Here is a 12,323-nt window from a genome sequence, read left to right as displayed (position 1 = left end):
TACGATCTCGTCGAACCGGGACATCTCTACGTCGAAAAGGGGCCCGACCTGCGCGGAAGGCCCACGACCTGGGTCGTCAACGGCAACGATGCCGACATCCCGCTGCGCGGAATCGATCTCGAGGCTCCTTCCTCTCTCGGGCCGTGTCGGAAGGTGGCGGCGGTGACCCGTCTGAGGAAGACCGATGGAACGCCGGTTCCGGTCCCGGCTTCGGTCGCGGGTTGCCGCGTGGAGAAAGGGCGCCGCCGCGCGCGCGTGACCATGACGTCGCCCCGCGGGACGTCGGTGCCGCTCGATCTCGCCCGCGCGCGTTGATCCGCACGAAGGGTTCCGGCGGGCCGCGGTCCCGCGGCGGCACGGCGGGCCGGGCGACACGGGTCCGGCGATGAGCCGGGCGATCCATTGGTTCCGGCGGGATCTCCGTCTCGGCGACAACACCGCGCTCTTTTCCGCGGCGCGCGACTTCGACGCGGTCTTTTCCGTGTTCGTCCTCGACGACCGCTACGCCGGCGACCCGTCCGTCGGTCCGTCGCGCTTCGTCTTCCTCCGGGAGTCGCTCGCCGACCTCGACGCGCGGATCCGCGAGGCCGGCGGGCGTCTGGCGATCGTGCCGGGACCGGCGCCGCGCGCTCTTCGCGAGCTCATCGCCGCGACGGGCGCTTCCGCCGTTTATGCGAACGAGGAGATCGGCCCTTACCCGCAGGAACGCGACGCCGAAGCGCGGCGGGCGGTCGAGGCCGCCGGCGCGAAGTTCCGGCTCTTTTCCGACAGCGTCGCGGTCGATCCTCGCGAGATCGCCGCCGCCGGCGGGAAGCCGTACACGGTCTTCACTCCCTTCTCGAGGAAATGGCGCGCGGCGGAGAAGCCGGTTCCCCGTCCCGCGCCGGCGAGCCTCGCCGCGACCCCGGGACGGTCCGTGCCGATCGCGAAGGTGCGCGCCTGGAGAGACCTCGCGGCGAATCCCGGCGCGCCCCGGGGAGGGGAACGCGAAGCGCTCCGCGCGCTCGACGTCTTCCTCGAGCGCGCCGGCCGGTACGCCTCCGCTCGGGACTTTCCGGCCGCCGGTGCGACGTCGCGGCTCTCCGCCGCTCTGCACTTCGGAACGCTCTCCCCGCGAACCGTGCTCGACCGCGCCCGGGCCCGGTGGCGCGACGCTCCGCCTCCCGAGCGCGCGGGCGTCGAAAAATTCGTCGACGAGCTCTGCTGGCGCGAGTTCTTCCACGCGCTCCTGTTCCACTTTCCGCACGCCGCCTCGGGCGCGTTCCGCCCGGAGATGAACTCGCTCGAGTGGGACGCTCCCGGCGAGCGATTCGAGGCCTGGAAGGAAGGGAGAACCGGGTACCCGTTCGTGGACGCCGGGATGCGGCAGCTCCTCGCCGAGAACTGGATGCACAACCGCGCGCGCATGGCCGCCGCGTCGTTCCTCACGAAGGATCTGCACGTCGACTGGCGCGAAGGAGAACGATGGTTTTCCCGCCAGCTCGCCGACGCGGACCTCGCCAACAACAACGGCGGATGGCAATGGGCGGCCGGAACGGGAGCCGATGCCGCGCCGTGGTTCCGCGTCTTCAACCCGGTTCTCCAGGGAAGGAAGTTCGATCCGTCGGGAGACTACGTGCGACGCTACGTTCCCGAGCTCGCCCATCTTCCGGCCGGCGAGATCCACGACCCGAGAAGCCCGATCGTCGATCACGCGGTCGAACGCGCGGAGGCGCTCCGGCGGTACGGGCGCGTCGCGCGCCGACGCGAGTCGGACCCGTAGTCCCGGGTCGCAAGGCTGGTCCGTGACCGACTTTCGACCCGCGACTCGCGACCCGCAACCTACTTCTCCGGGTAGAGCTCCTTGTAAGACTCCGAGTAGAGGAATATCCGGCGCACGTAGTCGCGGGTCTCGACCGCGGGAAGCGATTCGACGCGCTCGTCGGAGGAGAGCCCCGGATGATCCCGCAGGAACCCGCGGATCCGTCCCGGCCCGGCGTTGTAGGCGGCGAGCGCCATCAGGCGGTCGTTGCCGAAGTCCGCGAGCAGCTGGTGGAGATACGACGCGCCGAGCCGGACGTTGATCGCGGGGTCGTAGAGGAACGCGCGGCGGAACCGCTTCTTCAGGACCGTCCGGGAGAGGAGGCGCGCGGTTCCGGGCATGAGCTGCGTCAGGCCCGCCGCTCCCGCTTTCGATCTCGCCCGGGCGTTGAAGGTGCTCTCCTGGCGGACGAGCGCGCGCAGGAGGCTCGGATCGACCCCGAATTCCCGTGCCGCCGACTCGACGAGCCCGTTGCTCGCGAGCGGGTAGTAGAGCCGCCGCCACTGGTCGGGGACTTCGCCCTCGAGCGCCGTTCCGATCTGCGGGAACGCGGCCTTCACGCAGGCGCTCGCCGAAGCGAAGTCGCCGAGTGCGAAGGTGGCGACGGCGAGCCGGAGCTTTTTCCCGCGCGAGTCGGGGAGCCGCTCCGCCTCGCGGCGTGCTTCGGGATAGAACCGGAGGCGGAGGAGCTCGTCCACCGGCGCGAACGCCGCGGAGAGCTCCGGAGGCTCGGGCGCCGCGGGCGCGGAGCATCCCGCCTTCCAGGCCTCGGCGAATTCCGCGTAGAGATCGGCCGGATCGGCGCAGGGCAGCTCGCGTCCGAGCTCGGTCGCCGCGTCGGTCTTTCCGAGCCGCTCGTAGCATCGGGCGCTCCAGTACTGCAGGCGCCGCGACGCGGAAATCTCGTGGTACACGGAGGCGAGCGCGAGAATCCGGTCGAGCGCGCCGGAGTAGTCCTTCGCCTCGATTCCTTCCCACACCGGCTTCCAGAGCGCTTCGAATCCCCACGTCGCGCCTGCATCGATCGCGGTCATGCGGCGGGCGGCGTCGAGCGCCGCGGCGCCGTCGCCGGCGGCCGCCCAGAGCGCCACTTCCGACCGGAAGCCGCGCATCCGCGTTTCGTCGGTCGCATCGCCGGCGGTCGCCGCGTGGAAGCGTTCCGCGAGGCGTCGCGCGATGTCGGGAGGGAGGTCGGCGATCTTCCCGCTTCGGCGCTTCCGGCCGCGGTGCGCGAGCGAGCGGCGAAGCGCGTTTTCGGCGGTGACGAGGGCGGCCGCGCTCTCCTCCGGGGCGCCCTCGCCGACGAGCCGCGCTTCGCGGTCCGAGGCGTCGAGCTTTCCGAGCTTGGCGAACGCCTTCGCGCGGAGGAGATGGAGGCGCCGCCGTTGCTCCGGCGCGAGCGGCGCCGATGCGATCTCGGCGGACGTCTGAAGCGCCGGAGTCGTCTGGCCGGCCGCGGCCAGCCGCTCCGCGGTCTCCAGTTTTACGTCGTCACCTTCGGAGCCGAGGCGCCGCCGCGCTTCCCGGAGCAGCGCGGGCGCCATCTTTCGATCGAAGAGGAGTGCCGGGTCGTCGCGGATGAGCTCGGCCGCGGCGCGGGAGAGCGCGTCGTCGTCGCCCAGCTCGGCGGCGATCCGAGAGCGCGCGTCGAGCAGGTCGCGCCGCTGGTCCGGCGAGGCGGCGGATGCCGCCGCCTCCGCCGCCGCCAGCGCCTCGCGGCGCGCCGCGCGTCCCGACGACAGCCGGACGACCGCGAGGGCCGCGGGAGCGCGGACCGCCCTCGCGCTTTCGTCGGCGGCCGCGCGCCGATAGGCCTCGCGGGCTTCGCTCGTCTTCCTCGCCTTCTCGAGCGCCTGGCCGAGGAGCGCGTCGCGATATCCCTGCATTCCGATCGCGCGGGCGTCGACGGCCGAAAGCGCCGCCACTGCCGCCGACGGCGCCTCCCGATCGAGCGCGCGGCGGGCGCGGAAGAGGTCGACCCTCGCCTTCCAGGCCGGGAGCGGGAACTTCGCGAGGAGCTCCTCGAAGTCCTTTCGCGCGCTCTCCGCGTCGCCGCGATCGAGAGCCTCGGCGGCATGCGCGAACATCTCGTCCGCGTCCGGAGACGGCGGCTCCGCGAAGTCGGCCCGGAGGGGAAGAGCGGCGAGGAAGGCGACGAGAAGCGCTACCCGGATCAAGAACCGAGTGCGTCGGGATCGCCGTCGGCGAGCGAGCGGATGAGCTCCTCGTGGAAGTAGTTCGTCGTCGCGCGCACGGAATCGGGCACCCGATCGTTGTACGTCTGGCGGGCGCGGTCGATGTCGTCCCTCATCCGCGAGTAGATGTCGTTGTGGCGCTTCCCTTCCTCGATCGCCGCCTCGTTGTAGAGACGGATGTCGGAGACGAGGAGGCGCGCGATCTTCCGGGCGTGCTCGTGCGGATCTTCCTCGACCGCGGCGAGCGGCCCCCGCAGGATGCGCGGCCCGCCGGGCGTCACCCCGGCCGGGGGGCGATAGGGATGGCCCGTCGAGTCGAAGTCGATCCCGCGCGCCGGCGGAGCGGGCGGGGGCTCGGGCGCGGGCGCGGCTTCGGGCTCCGCTTCCGCGGCCTCCTCGATCTCCATGGCGGCGGGAAGCTCGGGCTCCGGCGCGGGGCGCGGCGCCGGCGCGGGAGCCGGTTCGAGGCTCCGGATCGGCGCCAGCGCGGGCGCGGGGCGGATCTTGCGGGTCGCGAGGCGGTCGACGGCGACGCCGATGAGGTACGACAGGAGCGCGAGCGCCTCGGGATCGAACGGCGATCCCTCGTCCCGCTGGTCCGCATAGAGGACGGCGGAAATCTTCTCTCGAACCACGATCGGGCAGACGAGCGCGCGCCGGGCGCCCTCGGCGGAGAGGAGCGTCGAAACGGGAGACCCCGGCCCGACGGTCACCGGGGTTCCTTCCATCGCCTGGGCGAGCTCGGCGTGCGCCGCGGGGGCGACCGCCGCGTTTCGCAGCGCCGCTTCTTCCGCCGGCGAGAATCCCTCCGCTTTCCAGACGGCGAGCGCGTCGCCGCGGGAGACCAGGAGCACCGCCCGGTCACAGGTCCGCCGGCAGGCCGACAGAAACGCCTTCAGCGCGTCGACCTGGTTGCCGGCGGCGTCGATCGCGCGCGCGAGCTCGCGGATTTCGGAGAGGTCGGCCGCGGCCGGAGCGGGCGGCGGCGGTTCGGGGATCGACCCCGCCGGGACGAGCTCGGGGACGGGGAAGTCGAGCCGCATCAGGAACTCTTCCCATTTCCGGTGGCTTTCCAGGCGCATGCGTTCGAACTCGAGCCGGAGCTCGTCGAGATGCTCCTCGAGGCGGCGTCGGGCTTCCTTCTCGATTTTCTGGCGAATTTCTTCAGAAGACATGTCGGCGATTATTTGCGCGGAGTCGCGGCTTTGTCAAGAAACCCAAGGGACCAAAGGACTTATCGCGATCTCGTTGACGCAAGTGGGGGCCTGCCGTATCATTGTCAGTCCGCCCGCGGGGCGCATCTTCCAGCGAAGGGGGTGATTGGCGATGCCTGTGATTCACATCAAAGAAGACGAATCCTTTGAGAACGCCCTCCGCCGTTTCAAGCGGAAGTGCGAGAAATCGGGCATCCTCTCGGAGCTGAAGAAACGTCAGCATTACGAGAAACCTTCCGCGAAGCGGAAGCGGAAAGCGATCGCCGCCCGCAAGAAGATGCTCCGCAAGCTCTCGGAGGAGCGCCGCGCCGGCGTCTGATCCCCTCGATTTCACGGCCGTGGTGACTCTGGCCGCCTCCTTCGCCCAGACCGAAACCGGCCGCGCGAAGGTGCGCGGCCTTTTTCCTTTTCGGGACGAAGACGAGGCCCGCGCCGCGCTCGAAGAAACGGCGGAGGCCGTCGTCCTGCGCGAGCGCGCCGGGAGGCTTCCGATCTCGGGGCTCGACGATCCCGCGCTCCCGCTCGACGCGCTCGCCGCGGCGGGCGGTCTCGGATTCGACGCGGAGATCCGGCCCCTCCTCTCCGTCGCGCGCGCCGCCGAGCGCACCCGGCGCCTCGAGGCGGACCTCTCGGACCTGCCGCGGCTCGCCTCGCGCATCTTCGCGCTCCCCGATTTTTCGGAGCTGGTCCGGACGGCGGCGCGCCTCTTCGAGCCGGACGGCACGCTTTCCGACCACGCGTCGCCGAAGCTCCAGACGCTCCGCTCGCGGCTGCGGCGCGAGCGCCAGACCCTGTACGAGACGGCGAAGCAGTGGCTCTCGCGCAACGCCGCCGACGCCGCCGGCGAGACCGTCGTCCTGCGCGAGGAGCGCTACTGCGTTCCGGTTTCCGCGAGCGCCGCTTCGCGCGTCCGGGGGATCGTGCACGACCGCTCCGGCTCGGGCCAGACGGTCTTCATCGAACCCTTCGAGATCACCGACGCCAACAACGCGCTGTCGCTCCTCTCGTCGGACCTGCGCCGCGAGGAAGAGCGGATCCGCCGGGAATTCGGACGCGCGCTGCTCGCCCGCGGCGAGGATCTGACGGCCGCGGCGGGAATCCTTTCCGAGCTCGACGGCATCGAGGCGCGGGGAGCGTTCGCCCGCGCCGGCGACGCGGTGATGCCGGAATTCTCGGAGCGCGACTGGACGCTGACCGGCGCGCGGCATCCGCTCCTCGACCGCGGTCTCGCGGCGGCGCGGCGGAGCGTCTTCGGCGAAGAGCCGGGAACGCGCGACGCGGTTCCGCTGGACGTCGAGCTCACGCCCGGCAAGCGCTGGCTCCTCGTCTCGGGCCCGAACGCCGGCGGAAAGACCGTCGTGCTGAAGACCGTCGGCCTCTTCTCGATGCTCGCGCAGGCGGGCTTTCTGCTGCCCGCGCGCCGCGCCGTGCTTCCCTTCTTCCTCGCGTTCCCGACGGTGATCGGCGACGAGCAGGGCATCCTGTCGGATCTCTCGACCTTCTCGTCGGCGATGCGGAGGCTCGCGGAGGTCCTGCGGGACGCGGACGCCGAGTCGCTCGCGCTCCTGGACGAGCTGGGGAGCGGCACCGACCCCGAGGAAGGGGGGGCGATCGCGGTCGCCGCGCTCGAGACGCTGCTCGCCCGCGGGACGCGCGCGGTCGTGACGACCCATCTTTCCGCCGTCAAGGAGTTCGCCGCCGGCCGGGAGGACGCGCAGATCGCGGCGATGGAATTCGACGAAGCGAGCGGGCGGCCGACGTACCGTCTCCGGGCGGGTTTCCTCGGCCGGAGCCGCGCGATCGCGACGGCGCGCGAGCAGGGGCTGCCGCCGGCCACGATCGAGCGCGCGTCGGCGCTCCTCGGGGAGGCGTGGCAGCGGCGCGAGAAGCTCGAGTCGGAAGCGGAAGAAGCGCTCGCGCGCCTTCGCGAGAGCGAGCGGGAGCTCGCCGAATCCCTGGCCCGCGCGCGCGAGCAGGAAGAGCGGCTCCGGACCGAGCGCGAGGACGTCGAGGCCCGGAGGCGGCGGATCCTGACGGAAGGCCGCGATTCCCTCGACCGCGCGCGGCGGGAGTTCCGCGCGGCGGCGGCCGATGCGGTCGAAAAGATCAAGAGCGAGAAGATGACGCAGGCGCGGGCCGCCGAGCTCCTCGCGAAGGTCGAAGCGGAACGCCGGGCGGATCCCGCCGTCCGGGAGGCGGAAGAGGAAGTCGAGGCGACGGCCCGGGCCCTCCGCGTCGGCGACGCGGTGCGCCTGCGGGCCGGAAGCGCGACGGGCACGGTCGTCGCGATCGAGGGGGGGAGCGCGCGCATCGAAGCGGGGGGCAAGCGCCTCTCGGTGCCGCTCTCGGACCTGACCGCGATCCCCCGGAAGGCCGCGGCGCGGAGCACCGTCACGGTGCCGGAGCCGGTCGGTCCGCTTCGCGAGATCCACGTGATCGGCCGGACGGTCGAGGAAGCGATCGAGGAGGTCGATCGCGCGATCGACCACGCGATTTCGTCGGGCGACGAAACCCTCCGGATCGTTCACGGGCACGGGACGGGAAGGCTCCGCGCCGGCCTCCGCGGCTTCCTGCGGAAGCATCCGGCGGTCGCCTCGCATCGCGCGGGCAAGGCGAACGAGGGGGGCGAAGGCGCGACGGTGGTGACGCTCAAATGAGCGTCCGAAAAGATAGACCTCAAATGAGCGTCCGAACGGATTGCCCGGGAATGATCGTGCCGAAGTGACCGAAGCACTCGATCTGAACGACCGCGTCCTCGCCGACATCCGCGCCGCCGCCGATATCGTCGACGTCATCGGCGAGCACACCACGCTGAAGAAGGCGGGGAATTCCTGGAAGGGCCTCTGCCCGTTCCACCGCGAAAAGACGCCGTCGTTCACGGTCAATCGCGACCGCGGCCTCTTCTATTGTTTCGGCTGCGGCGCGGGAGGAGACCTCTTCGGTTTCGTTCGCCAGATGGAACGCGTCGAGTTCCGCGAGGCCGCCGAGATCCTCGCCCGGCGCTACGGGATCGAGATCCCCAAGCGGACGCGGCGCGAGGGCGACCGGTCCGAGAAGCTCCGCGAGGCGGTCGCGAAAGCCCACAAGACCTACGTCGACGCCCTCTGGAAGGCGCCCAACCGGGCGCTCGCGTATCTGGAAAGCCGCGCCGTTCCCGAGGAAGCGGCCCGCGAGCTCGGGCTCGGCTTCGCGCCGGAGGGATGGGATTTCCTCGCGCGGGCGCTCTCCCCGTCCTTCACCCCCGACATTCTGATCGAGGCGGGTCTCCTCCAGCCCGGCGTCGAGGGGAAGCGGCCCTACGACCGGCAGCGCGACCGCCTCGTGTTCCCGATCCGGGACGAGCGCGGGCACGTCGTGGGGTTCGGCGGCCGGTCGCTCGCGGGAGAAGAGCCGAAGTACCTCAACTCTCCGGAGACGCCGATCTTCGCGAAGAACCGTCTGCTTTACGGACTCCCCGCGGCCCGGGACGCGATCCGCCGGGAGGACCGGACGGTTCTCGTCGAGGGATATTTCGACCATCTCGCGCTCTGGCTCTCCGACTGCCGGAACGCCGTGGCGAGCATGGGGACCGCGTTCGGCCGCGGACAGGCCGAAAAGCTCCGGCGCCTCGCTCCCCGGGCGATCGTCTGCTACGACGGGGACACCGCCGGGAAGAACGCGACACGGCGCGCGATCCCGATCCTCCTGGGGGAGGGTCTCGAAGTCCGCGTCGCGCCGATGCCGGCCGGCATCGATCCGTTCGATCTCTATCGCGAATCGGGCGCCGGGGCGGTGCGGGGCGCCGTCGACGGCGCGGCCCCTTTCGTGGACTGGCTCCTCGGCGACCTCGATGCGGCCGAGGCGACGCCCGAAGCGCGCGGGGAAGCGATCAACGGGATCCTGACGATCCTCGAGAGCGTTCCGGACCGGGTGCTCCGGTACGAGTTCGTCCGGAAGGTCTCCGAAAGGGCCGGAATTCCCGCCGACGTCCTCTGGAAGCGGGGGACGGGAGTGCGCGCCGCGCCGGTCGAGGAAACGAAAGAGGCTCGCGAACCGTCCTCCCGAGTGCCGCCCCCGGCGCTGGAACGGCGGCTCTTGAGCGCGGTTCTGAACGGCGGCGAGGAGGCCGTCGCGGCCTTCCGGGACCTCGATCCGGAGTGCCTGTCCGATCCCCGGCTCCGTTCGATCTTCGTCTCCCTGCGGGAGGAAAAAAAAGACTCCGAGCCCCTTGATTTCTCGGTTCTGGCGACCCATCTTGCTTCTGAGGACGAACGGGCGCTCCTCTCGGAGCTCGCGTGCGACGAGCCGGCGCCCGGCGGGTCCGAAGCGATCTCGAGCTACATCAATCAGTTGACTCGGAAATATCTCGAACGTCGCGCCGCCACGATTCAGCAGGAGATCGTCGCGGCGGAGACGAGGGGCGACAAGGAAGAAATCGACCGGCTTTCTCGTTCCAAGACTGCCCTGGCGCAGCAGATCCACGATCTGGGACGTGAAGGCGCACGGAGGAAGAATTGTTGATGATCGAGGAAAAATACCCGGAGGTCCGCTCGCTCTTCGCGCAGGGGAAGGGGAAGGGCTATCTCAGCTACGAACAGATCCACCAGGCCCTCCCCGACGAGCTCGCGACGACTCCGGACGAGCTGGACGAGGTCTACCAGCGCCTCGGTGACCTCGGGATCGAGGTCATCACCGACGGCGACAAGGCGGGCCGCCGGAAGGCAAGCGCGACCGAGGGAGAGGAAGTCTCCGAGGGGGTCGAGAAGACCAACGATCCCGTCCGCATGTACCTGCGCGAGATGGGCACGGTCAAGCTCCTCGACCGCGAGGGCGAGGTCCAGATCGCGCGCCGGATCGAGGTGGGCGAGTCGAAGATCTACCGGGCCCTCTCGAACAACCCGAAGATCCTCGAGGAGATCCTGAAGATCGCCGAGAACATGGCCGCTCGGAACGTGCCCGTCGTCGAGGACGAGGAGGATTTCGAGGCCGACGAGCTGGCCGAAGGGCGCCTGTCGAAGCGCGTCGACGAGATCCTCGCCGCCTTCCGGAAGATCGCGGGGATCGACGCCGATCTCAAGCGTCTCGCCGGGCGGATGAAGACCGTCAAGAAGGCGTCGAAGCTCGAGGCGAAGACGCTCGCGGCATCCGACAAGAAGGTCTCGGAGATCGCGAAGTGGGTCCGCTCGATCGACTTCACGCCGATGATCCTGATCCGGCTCCTGAACATCCTCCGCGACGTCGACCGGCAGCTCTCCGTGCCCGAGCAGATGATCCGGCAGGACACCGCGACGGTGAAGAAGGAAAAGAACGCGACGCGCCGCGAGTTCTACCAGCGGAGGATCGCGAAGTACCGCAAGACCCTCCGGGACCTCGAGAAGAAGTTCGGCCTCTCGCACGAGGACGTCAAGCGCACGCTCCGCGCCGTCCGCGAAGGGGAGGAGGAAGCCGACCAGGCCAAGCACGAGCTGATCGTCGCGAACCTGCGTCTCGTCGTCTCGATCGCCAAGAAATACACGAATCGCGGCCTCCAGTTCCTCGACCTGATCCAGGAGGGGAACATCGGCCTGATGAAGGCGGTCGAGAAGTTCGAGTACCGCCGCGGCTACAAGTTCTCGACCTACGCGACGTGGTGGATCCGCCAGGCGATCACGCGCGCGATCGCCGACCAGGCGCGGACGATCCGCATCCCCGTGCACATGATCGAGACGATCAACAAGCTCACCCGCACGTCGCGCTCGCTCGTGCAGGAGCTCGGCCGCGAGCCGGAGGCGGAGGAGATCGCCAAGCGCATGGACATGCCGGTCGGCAAGGTCCGGAAGATCATGAAGATCGCGCAGGAACCGATCTCCCTCGAGACTCCGATCGGCGAGGAAGAGGATTCGCACCTGGGCGACTTCATCGAGGATCGCATGGCGATTTCGCCGATCGAGGCGGTCCTCGTCTCGAACCTCCGCGACCAGACACGGAAGGTCCTGAAGTCGCTCACGCCGCGCGAGGAGCAGGTTCTGAAGATGCGCTTCGGCGTCGGCGACGGATCCGAACACACGCTCGAGGAAGTGGGCCGCTCGTTCAACGTCACGCGCGAGCGGATCCGGCAGATCGAGTCGAAGGCCCTCCGGAAGCTGCGGCATCCGTCCCGATCCAAGAAGTTGCGGCCGTTTCTGGAGACGATCCGGTAAAAGCGCTCAGGTGCTCCGGGCGCCGGCTTCCCGACGGGGAACGGGACCGCCTGCCGGCGCTCCATTCCCTTCGCCGAGTTCGAGCGAGCGCTCCGCATCGCTCAACTCGGCCGGATTTCCCGCCCGGACTCCTTCCGTTTCCCGAAACGGTTCGCTGAGCTCCCTTCCGATCCCTCGTCACGGTTGCCACGTCGGCACGTTCTTCCAGCCGGGGAAGGGGCCGGTCTCGATCTTCCACCCCGTCGCGGATTTCGCGTCGCGCACGGCACGGAAGTTCGTGAGCGACTTCAATTTCGCGACGAGCTCGGCCTGCGGCAGCGTGTGGAGGGGCGGCTTGTCGAGGTCCGGCACCGGCCAGAGGCGCAGCGTGTTGTCCGCGCCGGTCGAGGCGACCCACTTCCGATCCGGGGAGATGAGCGCGGCCGCCGGTCCCTTGTGGCCGACGAGGAGGTGCGGCTCTCCACCAGAGAGCCGACCGATCCGAAGGATGCCGTCGCGGTCGGAGGCAAGGAGGATTTTTCCGGCGGGATCGACATCGACCTGTTCGACGCAGGCTCCGAACGCGGGAAGCTCCCGCGAAGAACGGCCGGCAAGATCGTGGACGACGATCGGAGCGCAGTCCCCTGCCAGCGAGCGAGTCAGCACGAGGTCCCGGTCGGGAAGGACGAGCGCGTCGACCCCGCCGGGGGGCGCCGCGAAGACCGTCGCCTGGCGGCCGCTGGCGAGGTCCCAGCGCCGGACGCCGTCCCACGCGGTGCTGTAGAGCGTCGACTCGCCCCTGAACGTGAGGCTGGTGATGCCGCCGGCCGGGTTGCTCTGGATCGCCGCCGCGCCGGAGACCGGGGGCGGGCGGGGCAGGTCGAATGCCCGCGTCGTGGCGGTTTCAATGTCCCACACCCGAAGAACTCTGTCACCCTCGCCGCAGCAGTACCCCGCGGCGACGAACCGGCCGCTC

General features: G+C 70.1%; 9 protein-coding genes. 6 read left to right on the top strand and 3 right to left on the bottom strand.

The window, feature by feature from the left end; genetic code table 11:
* The coding region (locus VFS34_12895) for a hypothetical protein (GenBank protein ID HET9795345.1) at positions 1-315 on the top strand (315 nt) is incomplete at its 5' end.
* Positions 316-385: 70 nt separating this feature from the next.
* The gene (locus tag VFS34_12890) at positions 386-1,762 is read left to right on the top strand and encodes a deoxyribodipyrimidine photo-lyase (protein ID HET9795344.1); all 1,377 of its coding nucleotides are present in this window, start codon (positions 386-388) and stop codon (positions 1,760-1,762) included.
* 59 nt (positions 1,763-1,821) lie between these two features.
* Here VFS34_12890 and VFS34_12885 read toward each other — a convergent pair whose 3' ends face one another.
* Positions 1,822-3,978: a transglycosylase SLT domain-containing protein gene (locus tag VFS34_12885; protein ID HET9795343.1), complete on the bottom strand. Its 2,157-nt coding sequence runs from the start codon at positions 3,976-3,978 to the stop codon at positions 1,822-1,824.
* A complete protein-coding gene (locus VFS34_12880; protein ID HET9795342.1) occupies positions 3,975-5,171 on the bottom strand; it encodes a hypothetical protein in 1,197 nt (398 codons plus the stop codon). Before VFS34_12880 ends, VFS34_12885 begins: the two co-directional genes overlap by 4 nt.
* 151 nt (positions 5,172-5,322) lie before the next feature.
* Between VFS34_12880 and rpsU the strand changes: the two genes are divergently transcribed.
* The 4 genes from rpsU (at position 5,323) to rpoD (ending at position 11,368) form a co-directional block, all read left to right on the top strand.
* On the top strand, positions 5,323-5,529 hold the full coding sequence (gene rpsU, locus VFS34_12875) for a 30S ribosomal protein S21 (protein ID HET9795341.1): 207 nt from the start codon (positions 5,323-5,325) through the stop codon (positions 5,527-5,529).
* Positions 5,530-5,548: 19 nt separating this feature from the next.
* Positions 5,549-7,867, top strand: coding sequence for a Smr/MutS family protein (locus VFS34_12870; GenBank protein ID HET9795340.1), 2,319 nt, complete (start codon positions 5,549-5,551; stop codon positions 7,865-7,867).
* A 64-nt stretch (positions 7,868-7,931) separates the two neighbouring features.
* The gene (gene dnaG, locus VFS34_12865) at positions 7,932-9,710 is read left to right on the top strand and encodes a DNA primase (GenBank protein ID HET9795339.1); all 1,779 of its coding nucleotides are present in this window, start codon (positions 7,932-7,934) and stop codon (positions 9,708-9,710) included.
* Positions 9,710-11,368, top strand: a complete 1,659-nt coding sequence (gene rpoD / locus VFS34_12860) for an RNA polymerase sigma factor RpoD (GenBank protein HET9795338.1) — start codon at positions 9,710-9,712, stop codon at positions 11,366-11,368. The genes dnaG and rpoD overlap by 1 nt, the downstream gene beginning before the upstream one ends.
* A gap of 177 nt (positions 11,369-11,545) precedes the next feature.
* On the opposite strand, the gene VFS34_12855 is transcribed toward rpoD, so the two are convergent.
* Positions 11,546-12,323: hypothetical protein (locus VFS34_12855; protein HET9795337.1), on the bottom strand; the 778-nt coding region annotated here is incomplete at its 5' end.

This window comes from Thermoanaerobaculia bacterium (assembly GCA_035717485.1).
Taxonomy (GTDB): Bacteria; Acidobacteriota; Thermoanaerobaculia; order UBA5066; family DATFVB01; genus DATFVB01.
This window is presented reverse-complemented; position numbering and strand designations above follow the sequence as displayed.